Raw genomic sequence first — 22,936 nt, 5'->3', positions numbered from 1 at the left:
GACCCCACGCTAGGAGCCCCGTCGGCATGCGCCCAGCGAATGTTCCGCATGCCGGATATGCTGCCCGCTCATGGGCATGACCGATGTGACGCTGGTGGGGCTGCGGGTGCTGCGCGAGGTGGCGGAACGGGGCACCTTCACGGCCGCCGCGCAGGGCCTCGGGTACACGCAGTCGGCGGTCTCCCGGCAGGTGGCCGCGCTCGAACAGGCGACGGGGGCCCGGATCTTCGACCGCTTCCCCGGCGGTGTGCGGCCGACCGGTGCGGGCCGCGCCCTGCTGCGCCACGCCGTCGCCGCCCTGGACGCGCTGGAGGCGGCCGACCGGGAACTGCGCGGCGCCCGGGACACGACGAGCCGGATCCGGCTGGGGTACTTCCCCGCCGCCGGAGCGGTGCTCGTGGCCGACGCCCTGGCGGCGCTGCGCAGCGAAGGCCCGGGCGTGCGGGTGACGACGCGGGAGGGGAGCACTCCGGCGCTGGTGCGCGCGCTGCGCAGCGGCACCCTCGACCTCGCGCTGCTGACCTCCCGCCCGCCGCACCGCTCGCCCGACACGGACGCCCCGCCCTTGCGTGTCGAGCCGCTGCTGGAGACACGGCTGGCCCTGGCGGTTCCGGCGGACAGCCGGTTCGCCGACCGCGGTACGGCCGATGTCGAAGACATCGCCGGGGAACCCTGGATCGCCGGTCCGGGGGGCGCGGGTGAGCCGCTCCTCGGTGTCTGGCCGGGGCTGCCCGGCCGGCCGCGCATCGCCCACACCGCCCGCGACTGGCTGACCAAGCTGCACCTGGTCGCGGCCGGGGCGGGCATCACCACGGCCACGCCGGCGCTGCTGCCCGTCGTCCCGCCCGGCGTGCGCTTCGTCGAGGTCACGGGTGTCGCCGAGGAAGTGCGGCGCGTCAGTCTGGTGTCACTGCCGGACCGGGCCGCGGCGGCGTCCGGGGCCCTGGTGGACGCCCTGCGCCGGCGGGCCGCCGACCTGGCCGGCTGACGCCGACCGCGCGGCGGCAGCCGTCCTCGGCCCCGGGGCCGGGCAGGACCGCGCCACCTGACGAAGCGTCACTTCCTCGACGTGACCGCGTCCCGGTGCCTGCCGAAGACGGTGCCGGCGCAGCGGTGCCCGGTGTCGGCGGCGACGAACAGGGCCGTACGGCCGGGTCCCCGCGGCGTTCCCGCAGCGCCGTCTGGCAGGCGGCGCCGGCGGACGGTGGCCCCCGGCCGGAGGTTCCGGTCGGGGGCCACCGTCGCGGAGACGGGGTCCGGTCGGCGGTGGGCTACTCCTCGCAGCTCCCCGCGAAGGCCGGCCGGGTCACCACGTCCGTGGCGGCTGCCGAGGTGTCCAGCCAGGCGACGCGCTGTCCGTCGCCGAGGGAGGGCGCGAGCTGGGCACCGGACGAGCAGGAGACCCTGCCGAAGGCCGCGCCGCCGGCCACGACGTCACCGGTCCTGGCGACCTGCACCTTGCCGGGGCCGGTCCAGGAACCCATCGAGCCCCAGAGGTCGTAGGTGGAGTAGGCGAGGTAGTCGTCCGTGACGGAGAACTGGGCCAGGGCCAGGTTCGTCGGGAACTTCAGGTTCGCCATCCGCGACAGGTCGGAGACGGGCGCCGACCCGATGTTCGTCATCGGGAAGAGGAATCCGCCGGAGACGCGGTAGAAGACCCGGTCGGAGGTGAGCTGGATGTCCGAGAGGGTGTAGAGCAGCCAGCCCCCGATCCGCTTCGACTGGAGGGATCCGGTGGCGATGTCGTAGACGTTCAGGTACGTGGCGTCGGCGCCGCCGGCCCAGGCCACCGTGCCGTCGTGCATGGCCAGGCGCGAGGCTTTGGTGCCGGACTCCGGCGTCAGGTTGACGGTGCGGCCGTCCGCTCCGCGGAGCATCACGTCCTGTTCGCCGTCGGGGGTGGTGCGGATGTAGGCGAGCGCACCGTCCTCCGTCACCGGCTCGGTCTCGTCGGCGTCGGGTTCGTCGACCAGCTTCTTGATCGCGCCCTGCCCCTTGGCGCCCGTGCGGTAGACGCCGATGCCGTCGGCGCTGACGCGGGTGAAGACCATGCGGTCGTCGTCGAGCGAGGGGTCGAGGAGGTAGGCGTCGTCCTGCGCCACCTCGCGGCCGTGCTGCTTGCCGAACCGGCCCACGGTGATGCCGAAGGCCGCGGAGCCCCGGTCCCAGGCGATGGCGTCGCCGTGGCTGATGGCGTACACGTCGCCGTTGATCTGCGCGGCCTGCTCGTCCACGCCGCTGTACACCTCGTAGGCCGGCAGCACGTCGCGGGCGAGGGTGGTCCCGTCGTGCGTGCCGCCCTTGTACTCCCAGCCCTTGACGATGCCGTGCCCGTCGAACGCCTCGTTCACGGCGGCGAGTTCGGCGCGCGACACCTTCAGGGACTTCGCCGCGAGGGTGACGGCGTCGCGCATGTCGGTGAAGCCCGACAGGGGCGTGAGGTAGTTCTGCGCCGCGCGGTAGACGATCCGGTCCGCGAGCTGGGGGTCGATGCTCTTGCGCAGGTCCCACAGCGCCCCGCCGACGATGGTCGAGTTGTAGTGCACGCCGCCGTTGTCGATGTCCAGCGGAATGGGCTCGTAGTCGCGCTGGGCGTCGCGGCCGTCGTTGAGGTCGCGCAGCGCGCACTCCGCGAGCGGCTTGGTGCCGTTGCACAGGTACTCGCCGACGAGACCGGAGGTCGGGTCGTCCATCGCGACGCCCTTGTCCCGGACCTCCATGGCGTTGCCGAAGTAGTCGGATATCGCCTCGTTGAGCGCGCCCGGCTGGTTCAGGTAGACGAGCCCTGCGCTGTGCTCGGTGACGCCGTGGGTCATCTCGTGGCCGACCACGTCGAGGCCGACCGAGAGCGGTACGCCCTCCATGTGGCCGTAGACCATCTTGGAGCCGTCCCAGAAGGCGTTGGCGTAGTCCTTGCCGTTGCTGGAGACGTTGACGACGGAGTGGATGCTCCCGCCCTTGCCGTCGATGCCGTCGCGGCCGATCTCGTCCTTGTAGAACTCGTACACCTTGGCGGCGTTGACGTGGGCGTCGACGGCGCCGGAGCGGGTGTGGTCGCCGTCGAAGCGGTCGGTCGCCGAGGTGACCAGCGGGACGGAGTCCGGGACCGGTCCGCCCGCGAGGTCGGCGTAGTTGGCCCGCCGGGCGTCGTAGGTGCGGATCTGCCCGCCGGCGGCGGCGTACATCGGGCGACTGGAGTCGACGAGCGTGTAGGTGCCCTCGGCCGGCCGGTCGGCGTTCAGGGTGACCTCGCTGCCGTCGACCCGGACGCCGGTGGCGGTCGTCGGGGACGCGTCGGCGGCGTCGATGTTGTCGTACGACAGGGCCAGCGCGCCGACGTGGGCGTCGACGTAGGACTCCCGGCGTACCGGGCTGCCGTCCGGGCGGCCGCCGGTGACGGTGAAGTGCCAGGCCAGACGGCCGCCTTGGGCGTCGGGCAGCACGACGAGGCCGTGGTCGGCGGTGCGGCGCCCCTCGACGCCCGCCAGCCGGGGGTCCAGGGTGAACAGGCGCTTGCGGGCCGTCGCCTCGTCGACCTCGGGGGTGGTGGAGACGGTCAGGACCGTGTACAGCGTGCCGGTGGCCGAGGTGACGCGGCGGCCCTTCTCCCCGGCGCCCTCGGTCTGCACCGCGTACCGGGCGCCGAAGACGGGGACGCCGTGGTGGCGTTGCTCGAAGCGGACGGCGGTCTGGTCGCCGTCCTCGGTGGTGCCGACCGTCCTGAGGTCCGACGCGGGGACCTTGTAGACGTCCTGGTGCGCCTTCATGTGGGCCCGCGCGGCCTGCGCCGGGGTACCCGGCCGCGGCGCCTCGCGGTGGACCCGGACAGCACCTCGACCGGGGCGCCCGAACCCCGCACCTGTGTCATGCGGTGCCGTTCGGCGAGGTCCGTGACCAGGAACTCGGCCCGGTGGAGGGCGGCGCGGCGGGCTTCGAGCAGCGGACCGAGCGCCAGCAGCGGGGAGGCGGCGCGGTAACGGGGCGGGCCGTCGGCGCGCTCGCGGTGCACGCTGGCGAGGCCGCGCTCGACCAGGGCGTCCAGGGCCCGTTGGACCCGTTCCGGGTCCAGCCGGCCCGCCAGGTCGGCCGGTTCGCCGTCCGCCCGGTCGACCAGGAGGTGGTAGACCGCGTCCTCGTCGGCTCCGAGACCGAGCAGCGTGAGCAGCGGATCGTCGGCGGGACCCTGCCGGGGTCCCGGCGGAGGGGGGTGGCCGGCGTCGGCCCGGTGCCCGGTGGCGGTCTCGGCATCCGTCACCGTCATGCACCTCCGTGTCGTTCACGCCGCCCCCTGGACGCGGCCGCGCGGACACAGTAACCGACCCCGCGAGGGCGAGCGCCGAACCGGTGCCCCCGCTGCCGGACGGGCCGGCCGCGACCGCCACGACGCAGAGCACAGATTCCCCCATGACCGCCCTCTTTCCGTCAGATACCAACACCCCTACTGTGAGCGTGCGTTGACGGTGCGTATGTGCCTCGCCCGCCAAGACCGACGAGCCGCGGAGGAACGTAACGATGCGTCACCTTGCCTTGCGCACACCACGCGTCACCGGGCGCAGAGCCCTGGGCGCGATCACCGCAGGACTGATCGCCGCCGGAGGGCTGGGGGTGAGCGCGCACGCCGCCCCGGCGGCGGCACCGGCTCCGGCTCCCGCTCCGGCGGCGGTCGGTCAGGAGGGACTGGCCCTCACCCCGCCGATGGGCTTCAACAACTGGAACTCCACGCACTGCCGCGCCGAGTTCAACGAGTCGATGGTCAAGGGCATCGCCGACCTCTTCGTCGAGCGCGGTCTGAAGGACGCCGGCTACGAGTACGTCAACCTCGACGACTGCTGGGCGCTGCCGGAGCGCGACGCCGACGGACAGTTGGTGCCGGACCCCGAGCGCTTCCCCAACGGCATCAAGGCCGTCGCCGACTACGTCCACTCCAAGGGCCTGAAGTTCGGCATCTACACCAGCGCAGGCACCAAGACGTGCAGCAGCATCGGGTTCCCGGGCGCACTGGGGCACGAGTACAGCGACGCCCGGCAGTTCGCCGACTGGGGTGTCGACTACCTCAAGTACGACAACTGCAACAACCAGGGCGTCGACGCGAAGCAGCGCTACACCACCATGCGCGACGCGCTGGCGGCGACCGGCCGGCCGATCGTCTACAGCATCTGCGAGTGGGGGCAGAACAAGCCCTGGGAGTGGGCCGGCGACCTGGGCCAGCTCTGGCGCACCACCGGTGACATCAGCGACTCCTGGAGCTCGATGTCGTCGATCATGAAGGCCAACCTCGAACTCGCGCCGTACGCCCGGCCCGGCGGCTGGAACGACCCCGACATGCTGGAGGTCGGCAACGGCGGCATGACGGACACCGAGTACCGCACGCACTTCTCCATGTGGTCGGTCATGGCTGCCCCGCTGCTGATCGGCACCGACCTGCGCTCGGCACCCGAGTCGGCGTTCGAGATCCTCACCAACGACGAGGTCATCGCCGTCGACCAGGACCCGCTGGGCAAGCAGGGCGAGGTCGTCTCGTCCGAGGACGGCCGGTGGGTCGTGTCGAAGGAGATGGCCGACGGCAGCCGGGCGGTCGCGCTGTTCAACGAGGGCTCACGGGCCCAGCGGATCGAGACCACCGCGCATGCCGTCGGCCTGCCCGAGGCGCGCGGCTACACGATGCGGGACCTGTGGAAGCACGCCGACACCCACACGACGGGCACCATCGCGGCGACGGTGCCCGCGCACGGCACCGTGCTGGTGCGGGTGAAGGCCGACCGGAAGTGGGCGCAGCACCCGCCCGCCGTGGACGTGAGCGCCGACGGCGGCACGGTGACCGAGGCCGGCCGGACCGAGCGGATCACCTCCGAGGTCACCGACCTGGGCGGCACCGCGGCCCACTCGGTGAGCGTCGCGCTGACCGGCCCCGACGGCTGGCGCATCGCCCCGGGATCCGCCACGTCGGCCCGCGCCCTGAAGCCGGGCGGAACCCTGGCGACGGACTGGGACGTCACCGTCCCCGCGGGCACCTCGGCGGGCGACCGGGACCTGACGCTCACGGTCCGGTACCGCACGCCGTCCGGAGCCCGGCTCACCACCGCGGTGCCGGTCACGGTGCGCGTCGGCGTTCCCCTGCCCGCGGGCGAGTCCGCCCTGTCGGACGCCGATCCGCTGAGCGCCTCGAACGGCTGGGGTCCCGTCGAGCGGGACCGGAGCGTGGGCGAGAGCGGCGCCGGCGACGGCGGGCCGATCACCATCGGCGGCCAGACGTTTCCCAAGGGGCTCGGCGTGCACGCGCCGAGCAGTGTGGAGTACTACCTGGGCGGCCGGTGCGCCACGGTGACCGCGCGGGTCGGCCTGGACGACGAGACGGGCGACCGGGGCAGCGTGGCCTTCGAGGTCTGGGCCGACGGGACCCGGGCCGCGTCGACGGGCACGGTGACCCACGCCGATCCGGCCCGCGCGGTCTCGGCCGACGTCTCCGGGGCGGACGTCGTCCGCCTGGTGGTCACGGACGCCGGGGACGGCAAGGACTACGACCACGCGGACTGGGCGGACCTGCGGGTCACCTGCGCCTGAGCCACCGGCACGGGGCGTGCCCGCGGGGTGCTGCCCCCGTGGGCACGCCCCGTGCTTCAGGCGGAGCCGGCGGGTTCGAACCACGCGGGCGCGTCGGACAGGGCCTGCTTGACCCTGGTCTGCCCGAACTCCTTGATGTCGGGCAGCGCGTCCACCGCGAACCAGCCCACCTCCAGCGACTCGTCGTCGTTGACGCGGGCCTCGCCCCCCACGGCCCGGCAGCGGAAGGTGATGTCCATGAACTGGCAGACGTCACCGTTGTCGTAGGTGACCGGCTTCAGCGCCTGCACGAGGACCAGCCGTTCGACGACGCACCGGACGGCGGTCTCCTCCTCGACCTCGCGGACGGCGCAGGCGGCGGGCTGCTCGCCCGGTTCCGGGATGCCCCCGATCAGCGACCAGCGCCCGTTGTCGGACCGCCGGCCGAGCAGCACTCTGCCCTCGTCGTCGAAGACGACGGCGGTGACTCCGGGGAGCCACAGAAGCTGGTGTCCGGCCGAGGTGCGCAGGTCGCGGATGAAATCGGGAGTAGCCATGGGCCCGACCCTAACGGGACGGGCGGGCCGCTCCCGCCGATGTCACGGGGGCGTGCGACGGGCGTACGGCTACACGTCACGGGCGCGTCGCCCGCGCACGGCGGCGCCGACGGCCCAGCCGAGGCCGCCGGCGGCGACCAGCACCAGGGCGATCTCGGGGGCGGTGCCGAGCCGGGTGGCGGGCGTCTCGGAGGAGCGCAGGGGCACCTCCTGGACCAGGGAGTCCGCCACGAACATGCCCGTCTTCTGGGTGATCCTGCCGTCCGGCATGATGATCGCACTGACGCCGCTGGTCACCGGAACGGTGACGGTGCGGCTGTGCTCGACCGCGCGGATCCGGGACATGGCGAGCTGCTGGTAGGTCATCTCGCTGCGGTCGAAGGTCGCGTTGTTGCTGGGCACGGAGATCATCTGGGCGCCGTCGGCGACCTCGGAGCGCACGGCCCAGTCGAAGGCCGCCTCGTAGCAGGTCACCAGGCCGACCTTGGTGCCGGCCATGGTGAACACGCCGGGTTCGGTGCCCCGGCTGAAGTCGCGGCTGACCATGGTGGTCCAGGTGTCGTTGATCGCTCCGATGAGCGAGCGCAGGGGCAGGTACTCGCCGAAGGGCTGGATCTGCCGCTTGTCGTACGTGTCGACGGGGCCCTTGTCCGGGTCCCAGAGGATCTGCTCGTTGAGCAGCTTGCCGTCGCGTTCCACGACCCCGCCGACCGAGACGGGCACCCCGACGGCCCTGGCGGCCCGGTCGATGGCGGCGCGCGCGTCCGGGTTGGCGAAGGGGTCGATGTCCGAGGAGTTCTCGGGCCACAGGACGAAGTCGGGGCGGGCCACCCTGCCCGCCTTCACCTCGGCGGCAAGGCGCAGGGTCTCGCGCACGTGGTGGTCGAGTACGGCCCGGCGCTGGTCGTTGAAGCCGAGGCCCGCGCGGGGCACATTGCCCTGGACCACGGCGACGGTCGCGGTGCCGTCCTCCGCCTTGTCGCTGACCAGCGGACGGGCGGCCACGGCGCCCACGACGGGGACGGCCACGCCGAGCAGCGCCACCGCCGCGGCACCGCGGCGCACCTCGACGCCCCGGCGGGCCCGGACGGCCAGGCGTACGGCGTCGCAGATGCCGAAGCCGCACAGGACGACCGCGAAGCCGAGCAGCGGGGTGCCGCCGACCGCCGCGAGCGGCAGGAACACGCCGTCCGCCTGACCGAACGCGATCTTGCCCCAGGGGAAGCCCTCGAAGGGCACGCGCGCGCGTGCGGCCTCCCCCGCGATCCACAGCGCCGCCGCCCAGACCGGCCACCCCGGCAGCTTCGACACCGCGGCGACGCCCGCGCCGACCGCCGCGACGAAGAGCGCCTCGATCGCGACCAGGGCGAGCCAGGGGCCGGGGCCGACCTCCACACCGGTCCACACCAGCAGGGGCAGCAGGAAGCCGAGGCCGAAGAGGTAGCCGAGGCCGAGGCCCGCCTTCCAGCCGCGTCCGCGCAGCGCCCAGCCGAAGACGGCGAAGGCGGGCAGCGCGAGCCACCACAGGGTTCGCGGCGGGAAGCTGACGTAGAGCAGCACTCCGGAGAGCGCCGCGGCGGCGGCGGGGAGGAGGCGCATGAGCCGCGCGGCGGCCCGGGAGGCGGGCGTGGTCTGCGGCTGCGTACGGTCCGACTCGCCGACGGAGGTTGCGGTGGCTGTCACCCCCCGGAGTGTACGGCGGTCGCCCGGCCTGCTGACAGGACGGTCCGAGGAGGTCGTGGGGCTGTGGGCGGCCTGTGCCGCGTCGTCCGCCGCGTCCGCGCGCCGGCGGTCCGGTGGGCTCAGTGCGCCGGGCCCGGGGTCTTCGGGCGCAGGCGGTCCTTGATGACCTGGACGGCCGCCTCCGCGTCGTCCACGGTGACCGTGAAGCTGTGGCCGTCCCACATCCGCAGGATCAGCCCCTCCCCGCGCCGTACGACGACGGCGGTGCCCCGCTCGGGCCGCCACCGGTAGCCCCAGCCGCCCCAGTGGCGAGGGGTGACGTGCGGCGCGAACTCGGCGCCGGCGACGTGCGAGAGGGGGATGCGGCGGCGGGGCACGCCGATGTGGCCGCAGCGGACCTCGAGGCAGTCCTCGTCGACTCTCAGCGCGACGTGCACGAACGCGAGCGTGCCGAACAGGACCAGCAGTCCCGCCGCGATGCAGCCGACGACGGCCATGGCGAGCGGGGCGACGCCGGACTCCCAGGCCGATTCGACGGCCAGGGCGATGCCGAGCGCCACGCAGGCGGCGCCGATGAGCGCCAGGAACCACTGGATCCGGCTGGTGGCCCGGCCGGTCCAGACGTTCGGCTGGGGGACGGTCTCGCCGTGGCGATGCCTCATGGATATGAGGTTACTCATGTTTCGCTGCGCGGGTACCTCGTCGCGCAGGGTGACTGGGCCGACCGGGCGGGCGCGCCCGTCACCCGGCCGGCGTGACCGCGTGCAGGAGCCTGCCCTCGTCGTAGGCCAGCGCCGGCGCGGGCAGGGTGCCCTCTCGTCCGCTGAGCAGTACGGTCAGGGTGCCCGTCGCCGGGGCGCCGGGGTCGGGCCGGGCGCCGATGCGGCGCAGCGCCTGGGCGGCCACGGCCCCGGCGGAGCCGTGCAGGACCAGACGCGGGGCGCCGGGGCGCTGGACGGCGGCCCGGATGCGCTCGGCGACCAGTTCGTAGTGGGTGCAGCCGAGGACGACGGTCGTCACGTCGTCGGGGGTGAGGGCGGCCGCGGCACCGACGGCCGCGGTGATCGCCGCCTCGTCCGCGTGCTCGACGGCGTCGGCGAGTCCCGGGCACGGCACCTCGGTGACCGTCGCACCGCCCGCGAACTCCTCGATCAGGCCCCGCTGGTAGGGGCTGCCGGTGGTGGCCGGCGTCGCCCAGATCGCCACGGGGCCGCCGCCCGCCGCGGCGGGCTTGATCGCGGGGACGGTGCCGATGACGGGGACCTCGGGCTCGAGGCGGGCGCGCAGCGCGGGCAGCGCGTGCACGGTGGCGGTGTTGCAGCCGACGATCAGGGCGTCCGGACGGTGGGCTGCCGCGGCCTCGGCCACGGCGAGAGCGCGTCCGGTCAGGTCCTCGGGGGTGCGCGGGCCCCAGGGCATGCCGTCGGGGTCCAGGGAGAGGATGAGATCGGCGTCCGGTCGCAGGCGCCGTACCGCTGCGGTGGCCGCCAGCAGACCGATTCCGGAGTCCATGAGCGCGATCTTCACCCGGCCACCATAGACGATGCGACGCCACCGGCCGGTGCCGTGGGGCAGACTGCGCACGTGAGCGCCGATGCGTGGACTTCCGTCGTGACCGTCGTGACCTTCGGGTCAGCCCTCTCCCTCGCGGCCTGGCTGTGGCTGCTGCTCGCCCGGGGCTTCTTCTGGCGTACGGATGTCAGACTCCCGGCCCGGGAGGAGCCCGACGTGTGGCCCCCGGTGTGCGTCGTCGTGCCGGCGCGCGACGAGGCGGCGGTGCTGCCCGCGAGCCTGCCCTCGCTGCTCGCCCAGGACTATCCGGGGCGGGCCGAGGTCTTCCTGATCGACGACGGCAGCACGGACGGCACGGGTGAGCTGGCCTGCGAGCTGGCCCGGCGGCACGGTGGGCTGCCGCTCACCGTGGCCTCGCCCGGGGAGCCGCCCGCCGGCTGGACGGGCAAGCTGTGGGCGGTGCGGCACGGCATCGACCTGGCACGCGCGCGTGAACCCGAGTACCTGCTGCTGACCGACGCCGACATCGCGCACGCGCCGGACAGTCTGCGCGCACTGGTGTCGGCGGCCGGCACCGGGGGGTTCGACGTCGTCTCCCAGATGGCCCGGCTGCGGGTGGAGAGCCTCTGGGAGCGGCTCGTGGTGCCGGCCTTCGTCTACTTCTTCGCCCAGTTGTATCCGTTCCGGTGGATCGGCGGCGGCCGCGCGGGCAGCGGAGGGACGCGGACGGCGGCCGCGGCGGGCGGGTGTGTGCTGCTGCGGACCGACGCCGCCGAGCGGGCGCGGATCCCGGACGCCATCCGGCAGGCCGTCATCGACGACGTGGCCCTCGCCCGCGCGGTCAAGGGCACGGGCGGCCGGGTCTGGCTGGGCCTGGCCGACCGGGTGGACAGCGTCCGTCCGTATCCGCGGCTGCACGACCTGTGGCGGATGGTCTCGCGCAGCGCCTACGCGCAGCTGCGGCACAACCCCCTGGTGCTCGCCGGAACGGTCATCGGCCTGGCTCTGGTCTACCTGGTGCCGCCGGCTTCGGTGTGCGTCGGCCTGGCGGCGGGGCAGGGCACGACGGCCGTGCCGGGGGCCGCCGCCTGGCTGGTGATGGCGGGGACGTATCTGCCGATGCTCCGTTACTACCGGCAGCCCCGGTGGCTCGCGCCGCTGCTGCCGTTCACCGCGTTCCTCTATCTCCTGATGACGGTCGACTCGGCGGTGCAGCACTACCGGGGGCGCGGCGCGGCCTGGAAGGGCCGCACCTACGCCCGCCCGGGTGCCGTGCCCGAGGAGGGCTGAGCACCCGCCCCGCAGCGGGTCATTTGCGGCCGGGGGTCCAGTTCATGCCCCAGCCGTACGCGTAGTCGACCGTCCGCTGCGGGCTCACCCCCCGATCGGGCACCAGGTAGCGGGCCTCGCGCTGGACGACGAGGTCGTTTCCGGTGTTGGTGATCAGCGCGAGGGCGCACACCGTCGAGGGCACGGTGCACTCGTCGAGCGAGAAGTCGACCGGGGCGCCGTACTGCGGCTGGAGGGTGACCGTGGCGTGCAGGTCGGCGAATGAGCGGGCGCCCTCGTAGATGGTCACGAAGACGAGGATGCGCCGGAAGTACTGCTTGTGGTCGAGGCTGATGGTGAGGTTCTCGCCGGTCGACACGGCGCCGGTGCGGTCGTCGCCGTCGAGGTGGATGAACGGCGGCTGGTGCAGCGCCCCGAAGGCGTTGCCGAGTGCCTGGACGACGCCCTTGCTGCCGTCGCTCAGTTCGTACAGGCAGCACAGGTCGAGGTCGAGGTCGTCGTGCATGGCGACCGCGCGGCCGAGCTTGCGGCCCCAGCCCGAGAACTGCTTGCGCACCTGCCAGTTGAGGTTGACGCGCATGGCGCCCGAGGTGCCGCCCTGCTTGGTCAGCGAGACGGAGGGCGCCGACTTGGTGAGCGTGACCTTGGTCAGGCGGACCGGCGCGGCGGAGGGCGGCGCGACGGACGGGGGCGGGGTGGCCGACGGTCGTACCGAGGGCGGCGCGGGAGGTGCGGGCGGAGCCGCCGGCGCCGGGGGCGCGGCCGGGGGTGTGTGCTGGGGCTCGTCCACCGAGATGCCGTAGTCGGTGGCCAGGCCCTCGAGTCCGCTGTCGTACCCCTGGCCCACGGCGCGGAACTTCCAGGCGCCCTGGCGACGGTAGAACTCGCCCAGCACGAAGGCGGTCTCGACGGTCGCACCCGGGTTGTCGAAACGGGCGACGACGGTGTTCCGCGCGGCGTCGCGGACCTCGATGTACAGATCGGGTACCTGTCCGAACGGTCCGCCGTCCGAGGAGGCGGCGAGGATCACGGTCTCGATCGCGGGCTCCACGCGCGCGAGGTCGACGAGCAGGCTGTCGGTCACCCGGCCGCCGGTGTCCCGCTTGCCCTCGTGGCGGACCGAGCCGGAGGAGTGGGCCGGCTGGTTGTAGAAGACGAAGTCCGCGTCGGACCGGACCCTGCCGCCCACCAGGAGGAGGGCGGAGGCGTCGGCGTCGGGCACGCCGGGGCCGGATCGCCAGCCCAGTTCGACCCGCAGTGCCGTCGTCGGCACCGGGGTGTTCGAGCCTTTCGACATTGACATGTCCGCCCCCATCACGTGTCACCGAGCCGGGCCGTGTCCCGGCGAATCGTCGAGTTCTCGACGCCCAACCTATTCTCCGGTCCGCCCGCCCTTGGAGAGGAGTGCGGCAGAAGGTTCGGTCAACCGCCGGTAACCCGCCCGGAACTCGGCCTTTACCGCAAAAACGCGCGGCACGACGCCCCATTTTGCCAAGTTCGCTCGCATTGGGGATGCCAGGTCACTGCGGACACGGAAAACAACCCTCTTATCGGTCTCCCCAACCAGCACATCGTGGGCTTAACTTATGGCCATGACCTCCCCCCGCTCCACTTATGGCGGCGGCTACTACTCCGCCTCCTTCCCGGACACCCCGATCTACGACTCGCTCGTGGCCGAACGGGGCACACCGCAGATCGCCCCGATCCGGGTCCCCGCCGCGTACGACATGCCGAGCAGCAGCCACCTGCCCGCACTGCCGTCCGCCCTGCCCGCCCTCCCGGCGGGCCCCTCGCAGCCCTCCTACGGATATCCGCAGCAGGCTCCGCAGCCCGCCCCGCTGCAGCAGGCCCCGGCCGCGTACATCCCGCACCAGGCGACCGCCCCGCGCGGGTACCCCGGCCCCCAGCAGCCGCAGCAGCCCCGCCCGGCCGCGCCCGGCCCGGCGGGGTACGAGGCGATGCGTCCCGCGGCTCCCCGGCCGGCCCCCGCGCCGTACCAGGACCCGTACAACCAGCAGCAGTACCGCGGCTACTGAGCCGTCCTCGGGGTCGTCGGTGCCACCCGGCACGATGACTTCACGGGGTACGCGCGACTGCAGTCGATCCACGTCCATCCGGTCAGGGCCTTCCGGAGCCAGTCGCTCCAGGAGGCCGTCGTGGAGCCCTGAGGACCGGCCGGAGACCGACGCCGGATGCTGATCGACGACGGGGGAAAGGTCGTCACGCAACGCACGCAGCCGCGCCCCGCCCTGGCCGCCGCCGAGCTTCCGCCCGGCGGCGGCGTACGGCTGTCCGCGCCCGGCACGGCACCGTGGTGGTCAACGGCAGTGGGAAGCCGCCGCGCCTCGCTCGACGCGCTCAACTCGCTGCCGGCACCGGCGCTTCGACGGCAGACTGGCTCTTCGGGCAGAACCCGGTCCCCCTCGGCGGCGGCACGGTCAGGTTGGCGATCCGTGCGGATCGTCGAGTGACGTGCGGCCGTTCGCACCGGGCGGACGACACCGGACCGCGTTCCGGACGAACGGCCCGGCGACGGGAACCCGTTGCGGGGTCCGCGCGTTGGGCTTGATGAGAGGTTCATGAGAACCGTCAGGCCCGGGCCGGCGAGCGGGCATCACGTTCCCGCGGTCCGGCCCCGGCCGGGGGCGGCGTGAACGGCTCGGCGGGGGGAGGCGGAGCGAGCGGGAAGGGGGCGTGGGCGTGCGGGCGATCAGAGGTCTCTGGCGCTGGCGAGGCAACCCCCTGTGCCGCACGAGCGACCTGGCCGAGGCGTGGGTGGCTCTGACGGCGCTGGTGCTGATGCTGTCCGTGGCCCCGCTGATCGGCGCCCTCGCGGGCGGCGCCGCGCAGAACGCGCTGCAGCGGTCGGTGCGCGAACAGCACGAGTCGCGGCACCGGGTGACCGCCACCGTGGTCCGTCCCCTGGAGCGTTCTCCCCTGAGCGTCGATCCGGAGGGCGCCTCGGGGGAAGACCTGCGCAGCCGTGTCCTGGCCGGATGGACGGGGCCGGACGGCTCACGGCACGAGGCTCCCGTCCTGGTGGGGCTCGACGACCCGCGCAGCGGCGACCGGTTCGCGATATGGACGGACGCGCGGGGCCGCCAGGTGGCCCGCCCGCTGGACTCCGCCACCGCGACCACCCACGCCGTGCTCGCCGGGTTCGGCACCGCGGTGACGGCCGCGGCCCTCGTGGAGGCCGCCCGGCGGATCGTGGTCTGGCGCATGGTCCGCCGCCGGTACGCACGCCTGGAGCGGGAGTGGGAGCGGGCGGGACCGGACTGGGGCCGGACCGGCGCGGGCAGTTGACGGGCTTCCGCCTCCGGTCAACTCACCACCTGCGCGCACGCTACGGTGGACCGGCCGAACCGAATCGGCGACGACCCGCGTACGACGAGGTGGGGGCACAGCAACGCCATGGCACAGGGCACGGTCCAGGTGACGCACACCGGCACCTCGCGGTGGCGGCGCCGCACGGGTGAGTACGCATCGCTCGCCGCCGCCCTGGAGGCAGCGGCCGACGGTGACGTCCTCACCGTCGCCCCCGGGACCTACCGGGAGAACCTCGTCGTCCAGCGGGCGGTGACCCTGCGCGGGCCCGAGGGCGCCCAGGGCTCGGTGCGCATCGCGCCCGCCGACGGCGTCCCGCTGACCGTGCGCGCCTCGGCGGTGATCCAGGACCTGCACGTCGAGGGCCAGGACGCGGCGGCTCCCGCGGTGCTGGTCGAGGACGGTACGCCGGAGCTGCTGGGACTGCGCGTCGTCGCGCGTTCCGCCTCCGGGATAGAGGTGCGCGGCAGCGCGCGTCCCACGGTGCGGCGCTGCACCGTCGACAATCCGGCCGGTGCCGGCATCGCCGTCCTGGACGGCGGGGGCGGCGTGTTCGAGGAGTGCGAGGTCGTCGCGGCCGGGCAGGCGGGCGTCGCGGTGCGCTCCGGCGCTCGTCCTCGGCTGGAGCGCTGCCGGGTGCACCACGCCGCGGGCTCCGGACTGACGGCGACGGGCGAGGGCTCCGCGCTGGAGGCCGTGGGCTGCGAGGTCTACGAGGTCCGGGGCAGCGGCGTCCAGGTGACCGGCCGGGCCACGGCCCACCTGACCGACTGCGACGTGCACCGCACCACCGGCGACGGCGTCACCCTGGACACGGACGCGGTGCTCACCCTCGCCGACTGCCGCATCCACGACATCCCGGAGAACGCGGTCGACCTCAGGTCCCGCTCGGTCCTCACCCTGACCCGCACCAGCGTGCGGCAGTTCGGGCGCAACGGCCTGTCGGTGTGGGACCCGGGCACGCGCGTGGACGCCAACCAGTGCGAGATCTTCGACAGCACCGGCGACTACCCGGCGGTCTGGGTCAGCGACGGTGCCACCGCGGTGCTCGACTCCTGCCGGGTGCACGACGTGCCGGACGCGCTGTTCGTCCTGGACCGGGGCTCGCGCGCGGACGTCGTCGACAGCGACCTCTCCCAGGTGCGCAACACCGCCGTCTCGGTGAGCGACGGCGCCACCGCGCAGCTCGACGACTGCCGCATCCGGGACGCCGCCACCGGCGCCTGGTTCCGCGACCACGGCAGCGGAGGCACCCTGAACAACTGCACCCTGGACGGCAACCGCACCGGTGTGATCGTCACCAAGGGCGCCGACCCCACCATCGAGCGCTGCACGGTCGACTCACCCTCCGAGGCGGGCGTCTACGTGTCGGCCGGCGGACGCGGCAGCTTCCTGAACTGCCGGGTCACCGGCAGCGCGGGGTACGGCTTCCACGTGATCGACGGGTGCCGCACGACGCTGCGGAAGTGCCGTACGGAGCGGTGCGCGCGCGGTGGGTTCGAGTTCGCCGAGGGCGGCCCGGACACGGCGTACGACTCCGGGCCGCTGGTCGAGGACTGCACCAGCGACGAGAGCACCGGTCTGACGGCGCCCGCCGCGACGCCCGAGCCGGTGGTGCAGACGGCGGCCCAGTCCCCCGGTCTGCTGGGCTCGATCCCCGGGCAGCGCACCACCGAGCAGGAGCCCATGGTCGCGGCCACCGCCCCGCCGGAGCCCGCCCGGACCTCCAAGGCCGTCCTGGGCGAGCTGGACGCCCTGGTGGGCCTGGACAGCGTCAAGCGCGAGGTGCGGGCGCTGACCGACATGATCGAGGTGGGCCGGCGCCGGCAGCGGGCGGGCCTGAAGGCCGCGTCGGTCAAACGCCACCTGGTCTTCACCGGCTCCCCCGGCACCGGCAAGACGACCGTCGCCCGGCTGTACGGCGAGATCCTCGCCTCGCTGGGCGTCCTGGACAAGGGCCACCTGGTCGAGGTGTCGCGCGTGGACCTGGTGGGCGAGCACATCGGCTCGACGGCGATCCGCACCCAGGAGGCGTTCCAGCGGGCGCACGGCGGTGTGCTGTTCATCGACGAGGCGTACGCCCTCTCCCCCGAGGACGCGGGCCGGGACTTCGGCAAGGAGGCCATCGACACGCTGGTCAAGCTGATGGAGGACCAGCGGGAGGCCGTCGTGGTGATCGTCGCGGGGTACACGGCGGAGATGGAGCGCTTTTTGTCCGTCAACCCCGGCGTGGCGTCCCGGTTCTCACGGACCATCACCTTCGGCGACTACGGCCCCGGGGAGCTGCTGCGGATCGTGGAGCAGCAGGCCGACGAACACGAGTACCGGCTGGGACCGGGCACGTCGGAGGCGCTGACGAAGTACTTCACGGAGATTCCCAAGGGCCCGGCCTTCGGCAACGGGCGCACCGCCCGCCAGACCTTCGAGGCGATGGTGGAGCGGCACGCGAGCCGGGTCGCCCAGCTGTCCGACCCGAGCACGGACGACCTGACGCTGCTGTACCCCGAGGACCTGCCCGAGCTGCCGTAGAGGAACCGGCAACGGCACCCGGCAGCTCTCAGCAGTTCCCGGTCGCGTCGTCCGCCGCCGGGACGGACGCCGCCGCACCGCTCGTGTGGCGCGGCGCCGGGACCTCCGGGCGCAGCCTGGCCAGCAGCCGCGCGCGTTCCTCCGCGAAGGCGGGATCGGCCTGGTAGTCGGAGTGACCGAGGATCGGCGCCGGCAGCGGGTGGAGTTCGGTGCGGCCGTAGGTGAGCGGGTCCTTGAGGGGTGCGCGGTCCACGGCGGGGCCCGCGTCGCCCGGCAGCCGCATCGGGCCGCCGATGGGGTCGGTGCGCCGGTACAGGTTGCGCCAGCAGTCGACCTCCTCGTGCAGCGAGGCGAGCGCGCCGGGACCGAAGTGGGCCGGGAACCAGCGGCCGTACAGCCGCTCCAGGGGGGAGCCGTAGGTGAGCAGGGCCACCCGCTTGCGGGCGGACGGCTCGAGCTGCCAGGACGCGGCGGCGGCGAGGACGCTGCCCTGGGAATGCCCGGAGATGACCAGCCGCCCGCCGGTGACGCGGGTCCAGGTCGCCATGCGCCAGGTCAGGTCGGGCACCGCGCGCTCCGCGTAGCAGGGCGGTGCGAAGGGGTGCGCGGCGCGCGGCCAGAAGGTGCCGACGTCCCACAGAATGCCGATGGTGCGCCGCGCGGAGGCGTCCTTGTAGGCACGCCGGCCCCAGGTGACGAACAGTATGAAGCCGAGGCCGATCAGCCAGGAGCCCAGTTCCTGTGCGGTCTGCGCGGCGCCCTGGACCACCGCGTACGTGCCGCGCGCGGCCTCGCCGGGCACCTGCTCGGTCGTCAGGGCGCCCACCAGGGCTCCGGCGCCGAGCAGCAGGGTCGCGGTGGAGGTGATGGCGACGAGGAGGGGCGCCCGGTCGGTGAGCGTGGCCGTGGCCCGGGTCAGCGCGATGCGCCGGGTGCGCCCCGCGTCCCCGGTCTCGCCCGGGTGGTCGCGTTCCACCGCGTCCCGTTCCGCGCGGGCGAGACGCAGGGTGTGCCGGGCGAGCACCGCGCACATCAGCAGCACGACGAGGAGCAGCGGCGGGATGACGGATGCCTGCCAGGTCAGCAGGACGGGCGGGCCTTCCAGGAACGTGCCGGTGCCGTCCATCCAGTCGGAGACGCGCTGGGCGACGCCGCCTGACATGACGCCGCCCAGCGCACAGGCCAGCATGGCCACGGCGGGACCGCCCAGGCCCCGGACTGCGGCCCGGGCGTCGGGGCGGCTGCGGTGGAGCAGGTGGGCGACCGCGGCCAGGGCGATGACGAGCAGCCCCTGCACCAGGGCGACGGTGCCGAAGGCCAGGTCCCCGGAGAGCCGGCCCTGCGACGTCCACCCGGGGCGGGCCCAGCCGCCGTACAGCAGGGCGAGGACGAACAGGAGAAGAGCGGCGAGCGGCAGGCTGCGCACGAGGTGGGCGTCCAGTTCCCGGTCGAGGCGCCGCTCGCTGCGGCCCCGGCGGCACACCACCGCGACCACGGCCATCGCCCCCGCGACCAGTGCCCCCAGCAGCGCCCATCCCAGTGTGTCGAGCACCGCGGGTCCGCCCGGCCGGCGGTCGAAGCGGGCCGCCGGGACACCGACCCCGGCGGCGACGGTCAGCAGCCCGGCGGCGGTGTGCGCGGCACGCAGCCGGGCCACCAGCCGGCGCCCGTACCAGAACCCGGGCCGGCCCAGCGCTCCGCCGCGGGGGTCCTCCTCGGGGTCGGTCTCGCGGGCCATGGGCTGCTGGGACTCGTACGCCCGCCAGGTGCGCAGCGACAGGTACCACAGCAGCCCGGTCAGCGCGGCGGGCACCGCGGCCGCGAGGGCGAGCCTGCGGCCGGGCGTGCTCCACCAGCCGCCGTCCGACATCACGGGCGACAGGAAGCCCAGCCAGGAGTGCCGCTCGGCGCACGCGCGCGTGCCCGCGCACTGCCAGGCGACGAGGTCGAGGGCGACCTCGCAGGCGGCGGCGACCAGCAGCACCGTCAGGGTGAGACCCGTGAGGCGCAGCAGCAGCCCGTAGAGGCGGACCGTGCGGATCCGGCCGTCGGCGGCGGGCCGCATCCAGTGGGCGATGTTGACCACCATGAAGGGCAGGAGCAGCAGCCACAGGGCGCGGCTGCCGTTGCCGGAGGTGAGGTTGCACCAGACGTAGGCCTCGGGCACCGGGCGGCCGCGGTAGTCCTCGGGCCGGGACTCGGCGTCGGCGTCCTCGGTGCGCCGGAAGACGGCCGCGACGTGGTCGCCGGTGATCCGCACGGTCCGCGGATCGTCCAGCATTTCGGCCGGTGTCGTACCGCCCACTCCGTGCACCAGGAGTTCCAGGGCGGTGCCGCTCCTCCCGTCCGTCCCGCCCTTCCCGGCCCTTTCCTGTGCCTCTTTCACTGTCCGCACTCCCCCGTGACGCGCCGTCGGCTGTGTCCGTGCGGGCACAAGGATCTCCATTCCGCGGGCGTCCTACACCCCTCGGCACGGAATCTCCCCGAACCGTGTGACCGGTGCGGCCGGGCGGGCGGTGGCGCGGGCCGTCGCGGGGCGTGCGAGGATGGGACGTCCGCGCACGGGTGCGGGGAGAAGTCCTCATCGGAGCGAGTGCGTCGGCGTGTCGGACGGTTTTGCGGCGAAAGGACCGAAGCGTACGTGAGTGAGAATCCCAACCTCCTCGCGGAGCAGCGACGCGCCCTGATCCTCGACGAGGTCCGCCGCCGGGGCGGGGTCCGGGTCAACGAGCTGACCCGCAAGCTCGGCGTGTCGGACATGACGGTCCGCCGCGACCTGGACGCGCTGTCCCGGCAGGGGGTCCTGGAGAAGGTGCACGGGGGCGCGGTCCCGGTGGCCGAGGCGAGCACCCACGAGCCCGGGTTCGAGGCGAAGTCGGGTCTGGAGCCGACCGCCAAGGAGGACATCGCACGGGCCGCCGCTGAACTGGTCGCGCCGGGCGCCGCGATCGCCCTGTCGGGCGGCACGACGACGTACGCGCTGGCGCACCGGCTGGTGGACGTGCCGGATCTGACGGTGGTCACCAACTCGGTGCGGGTGGCCGACGTGTTCCACGTGGCGCAGCGCACCTCGGGAGCGCGGCAGGGCGCGGCGACAGTGGTGCTCACCGGCGGGGTGCGCACGCCCTCCGACTCGCTGGTGGGCCCGGTGGCCGACCAGGCGATCGCGACGCTCCACTTCGACGTGCTGTTCCTGGGTGTGCACGGCATATCGGCCGAGGCCGGCCTGTCCACGCCGAACCTCGCGGAGGCCGAGACCAACCGGCGTCTCGTCCAGTCGGCACGGCGTGTCGTCGTGGTGGCGGACCACACCAAGTGGGGCGTGGTGGGCCTGAGTTCGTTCGCGGCGCTGGAGCAGGTGGACACGCTGGTGACCGACTCGGGCCTCTCGGCGGGGGCTCGCGCGGAGGTCGCCGAGCACCTCGGACTGGTCGTGGCGGGCGAGCCGGAGCCCGCGGCCGACTGACGTCGGCGTGGGCGCCGGATTCGGATTCAGCTTCGGCTTCGGACTCGGCTTCGGCTTCGGTGTGCGCGAGGGCGCCTGCCGTGCTCGGCATCGCGCGGGCTGCCCGGTGAGGCACCGCGCAGGCATTCCGTGTGGTGCCCGCCACACTGACACCCGACGCGCCCGGGGCTATGGTGGCGCCACCCGGCCGATCGTCCGCACGCGCGGCTTCGCACAAGGGGGTGGTGGTCATGGCGCGCCGACTGCGACCGGTGGGTCTCGACTTCGTCGAGACGGCGCCGGTACGCCTGGTCTTCGCGCGGGAGGTCTCCGCCGCTCCGGACGCGGTCTTCCGCGCCCTGGCCGAGGACGTGCCCGGCTGGACGGCGTGGTTCTCCGCGGTGACCTTCGCCCGTCCCATCGGTGAGGGCGCGGGGCGCGAAATCCGGCTCAGGGGCGGTACGCGCTTCGTGGAGACGGTGCTGGCGGCCGAGCGTCCCGAGGTGTACGCCTACCGCGTCGACGTCACCAACACACCGGGGGCCCGGGCCATGCTGGAGGAGTGGCGGCTGATGCCGGCCGGTACCGGAACGCGGGTGCGGTGGACGTTCGCGGCGGACGGCACCGCGCTGTTCCGTTTCGTGCTCGACCGCGCGCGTCCCGGACTGGGACGGGCCTTCCGGGGCGCGGTGACGTCCCTGGACCGGCGGCTGCGGCGTCCGTAGCCCGGCACGGCCGTGGTCGGTCAGTGGGGCCAGGCCCCCGTGCGCAGCAGCGACTCGATCGCCTCCGTGTACGGCTCGATGTCGAGGCCCTGTCCGGCGAGCCAGTCGTCCGAGTAGTACTTGTCGAGGTACCGGTCCCCCGGGTCGCACAGCAGCGTCACGACGCTGCCCCGCTCCCCCGCGGCCACCATCTCGGCGACGATCTTCAGCGCGCTCCACAGCCCGGTGCCCGTGGAGCCTCCCGCCTTGCGTCCCACGGCCCGCTCCAGGGCGCGCACCGCCGCGACGCTCGCCGCGTCCGGCACCTTCATCATGCGGTCGATCGCGCCCGGGACGAAGCTCGGTTCCATCCGGGGCCGGCCGATGCCCTCGATGCGGGAGCCGCGGTCGCAGGAGACGTCGGGGTCGCCGGTGGTCCAGCCCTCGAAGAAGCAGGAATTCTCCGGGTCGGCGACGCAGACACGGGTGTCGTACTGCATGTAGTGGACGTAGCGGGCGAGGGTCGCGGAGGTGCCGCCGGTACCGGCCGTGGCGACGATCCAGGACGGCTCGGGATACCGTTCCAGCCGCAGCTGGCGGAAGATCGACTCGGCGATGTTGTTGTTGCCGCGCCAGTCGGTGGCGCGTTCGGCGTAGGTGAACTGGTCCATGTAGTGGCCGCCGGTCTCCGCCGCGAGGCGGGCCGACTCCTCGTACATCCGCCGGGAGTCGTCCACGAAGTGGCACCGTCCGCCGTGGAACTCGATCAGCCGGATCTTCTCGGTGCTCGTCGTGCGGGGCATGACGGCGATGAACGGCACGCCGATCAGCTTCGCGAAGTACGCCTCGGAGACGGCCGTCGAGCCGCTGGACGCCTCGATCACCGGTCGGTCCGGACGGATCCAGCCGTTGCACAGGCCGTAGAGGAACAGGGAGCGGGCGAGGCGGTGCTTGAGGCTGCCCGTCGGGTGGGTCGACTCGTCCTTCAGGTACAGGTCGATGCCCCAGCGCTCCGGGAGCGGAAACAAAAGAAGGTGGGTGTCGGCCGAGCGGTTGGCGTCGGCCTGGACCTTGCGGACGGCCTCTTTCAGCCAGGTGCGGTAGGAGGCGTCGCTGCGGTCGACGTCAAGGGTGGCGCCGGGTGCGGTCTGCCGGTCAGTGCTCACTTCTGGGCTCCTTACGCTGCGCGCCGACGGCGGACAGCGCGGCCGACAGCTCGATCATAAACACCTTCCACACGCTTCTCACCTGCATAAACACCTCTTTGAGAGCCCCAAAGGCCCCCTGGGGCGGCGCCGCGGAGGGGCGGGGGCGCGGTGGAGGGGGCGCATTCGCGCGAGTGCTCCGGT

At 73.7% G+C, this 22,936-nt stretch carries 17 protein-coding genes and 1 pseudogene; 9 read left to right on the top strand and 9 right to left on the bottom strand.

Going from position 1 to position 22,936, the window contains the following annotated elements; translation table 11 throughout:
• Positions 1-70 precede the first annotated feature (70 nt).
• On the top strand, positions 71-988 hold the full coding sequence (locus tag NI25_RS34255) for a LysR family transcriptional regulator (protein ID WP_061446182.1): 918 nt from the start codon (positions 71-73) through the stop codon (positions 986-988).
• 283 nt (positions 989-1,271) lie between these two features.
• On the opposite strand, the gene NI25_RS34245 is transcribed toward NI25_RS34255, so the two are convergent.
• Together NI25_RS34245 and NI25_RS39190 are read right to left on the bottom strand one after the other, a co-directional pair.
• Positions 1,272-3,767, bottom strand: a complete 2,496-nt coding sequence (locus NI25_RS34245; RefSeq protein WP_061446180.1) for a M4 family metallopeptidase — start codon at positions 3,765-3,767, stop codon at positions 1,272-1,274.
• Entirely contained in the window at positions 3,764-4,261 is a 498-nt protein-coding gene (locus NI25_RS39190; protein ID WP_061446179.1) for a hypothetical protein, read from the bottom strand. The genes NI25_RS34245 and NI25_RS39190 overlap by 4 nt, the downstream gene beginning before the upstream one ends.
• Before the next feature lie 251 nt (positions 4,262-4,512).
• On the opposite strand from NI25_RS39190, the gene NI25_RS34235 reads away from it, so the two are divergent.
• Positions 4,513-6,561 carry an NPCBM/NEW2 domain-containing protein gene (locus NI25_RS34235; RefSeq protein WP_061446178.1) on the top strand — a complete coding sequence of 683 codons (2,049 nt, stop codon included), beginning with the start codon at positions 4,513-4,515 and terminating at the stop codon, positions 6,559-6,561.
• A 56-nt stretch (positions 6,562-6,617) separates the two neighbouring features.
• Here the strand turns inward: NI25_RS34235 and NI25_RS34230 are convergent, their stop codons facing one another.
• The 4 genes from NI25_RS34230 to NI25_RS34215 form a co-directional block, all read right to left on the bottom strand.
• Complete coding sequence (locus tag NI25_RS34230) at positions 6,618-7,097, bottom strand: NUDIX hydrolase (protein ID WP_061446177.1); 480 nt, start codon at positions 7,095-7,097, stop codon at positions 6,618-6,620.
• Positions 7,098-7,166: 69 nt separating this feature from the next.
• Positions 7,167-8,780, bottom strand: a complete 1,614-nt coding sequence (lnt, locus tag NI25_RS34225; RefSeq protein ID WP_061446176.1) for an apolipoprotein N-acyltransferase — start codon at positions 8,778-8,780, stop codon at positions 7,167-7,169.
• A gap of 119 nt (positions 8,781-8,899) precedes the next feature.
• Complete coding sequence (locus NI25_RS34220) at positions 8,900-9,442, bottom strand: hypothetical protein (RefSeq protein ID WP_061446175.1); 543 nt, start codon at positions 9,440-9,442, stop codon at positions 8,900-8,902.
• A 79-nt stretch (positions 9,443-9,521) separates the two neighbouring features.
• Entirely contained in the window at positions 9,522-10,307 is a 786-nt protein-coding gene (locus NI25_RS34215) for a glutamate racemase (RefSeq protein WP_061447216.1), read from the bottom strand.
• A 39-nt stretch (positions 10,308-10,346) separates the two neighbouring features.
• Here NI25_RS34215 and NI25_RS34210 point away from each other — a divergent pair, with 39 nt between their 5' ends.
• A complete protein-coding gene (locus tag NI25_RS34210; protein ID WP_061446174.1) occupies positions 10,347-11,582 on the top strand; it encodes a glycosyltransferase in 1,236 nt (411 codons plus the stop codon).
• 19 nt (positions 11,583-11,601) lie between these two features.
• On the opposite strand, the gene NI25_RS34205 is transcribed toward NI25_RS34210, so the two are convergent.
• Positions 11,602-12,879: a TerD family protein gene (locus NI25_RS34205; RefSeq protein ID WP_061446173.1), complete on the bottom strand. Its 1,278-nt coding sequence runs from the start codon at positions 12,877-12,879 to the stop codon at positions 11,602-11,604.
• Positions 12,880-13,174: 295 nt separating this feature from the next.
• Here NI25_RS34205 and NI25_RS34200 point away from each other — a divergent pair, with 295 nt between their 5' ends.
• From NI25_RS34200 to NI25_RS34190, 4 genes and pseudogenes are all read left to right on the top strand, one after another.
• Entirely contained in the window at positions 13,175-13,618 is a 444-nt protein-coding gene (locus NI25_RS34200; protein ID WP_061447215.1) for a DUF6643 family protein, read from the top strand.
• Positions 13,619-13,675: 57 nt separating this feature from the next.
• Positions 13,676-13,894 (top strand): annotated as a pseudogene (locus NI25_RS38975) (MOSC domain-containing protein); the annotation flags it as partial.
• A gap of 388 nt (positions 13,895-14,282) precedes the next feature.
• Complete coding sequence (locus NI25_RS34195) at positions 14,283-14,888, top strand: hypothetical protein (protein WP_061447214.1); 606 nt, start codon at positions 14,283-14,285, stop codon at positions 14,886-14,888.
• A gap of 108 nt (positions 14,889-14,996) precedes the next feature.
• Positions 14,997-17,438, top strand: a complete 2,442-nt coding sequence (locus NI25_RS34190; protein WP_061446172.1) for a right-handed parallel beta-helix repeat-containing protein — start codon at positions 14,997-14,999, stop codon at positions 17,436-17,438.
• 28 nt (positions 17,439-17,466) lie between these two features.
• Here the strand turns inward: NI25_RS34190 and NI25_RS34185 are convergent, their stop codons facing one another.
• Positions 17,467-19,824, bottom strand: coding sequence for a hypothetical protein (locus NI25_RS34185; protein ID WP_061446171.1), 2,358 nt, complete (start codon positions 19,822-19,824; stop codon positions 17,467-17,469).
• Between the two features lie 255 nt (positions 19,825-20,079).
• Between NI25_RS34185 and NI25_RS34180 the strand changes: the two genes are divergently transcribed.
• Together NI25_RS34180 and NI25_RS34175 are read left to right on the top strand one after the other, a co-directional pair.
• Positions 20,080-20,904 (top strand): DeoR/GlpR family DNA-binding transcription regulator, encoded by an 825-nt coding sequence (locus tag NI25_RS34180; RefSeq protein WP_061446170.1) that lies wholly within the window; start codon positions 20,080-20,082, stop codon positions 20,902-20,904.
• 230 nt (positions 20,905-21,134) lie between these two features.
• Entirely contained in the window at positions 21,135-21,608 is a 474-nt protein-coding gene (locus NI25_RS34175) for an SRPBCC family protein (protein WP_061446169.1), read from the top strand.
• A gap of 20 nt (positions 21,609-21,628) precedes the next feature.
• Here NI25_RS34175 and NI25_RS34170 read toward each other — a convergent pair whose 3' ends face one another.
• Positions 21,629-22,753, bottom strand: coding sequence for a PLP-dependent cysteine synthase family protein (locus tag NI25_RS34170; RefSeq protein WP_061446168.1), 1,125 nt, complete (start codon positions 22,751-22,753; stop codon positions 21,629-21,631).
• Positions 22,754-22,936 lie beyond the last annotated feature (183 nt).

The organism is Streptomyces sp. CCM_MD2014 (genome assembly GCF_000772045.1).
GTDB lineage: Bacteria > Actinomycetota > Actinomycetes > Streptomycetales > Streptomycetaceae > Streptomyces > Streptomyces salinarius.
Note: the sequence above shows the minus strand (reverse complement) of the source record. Positions and strands in the feature narration are given on the sequence as shown.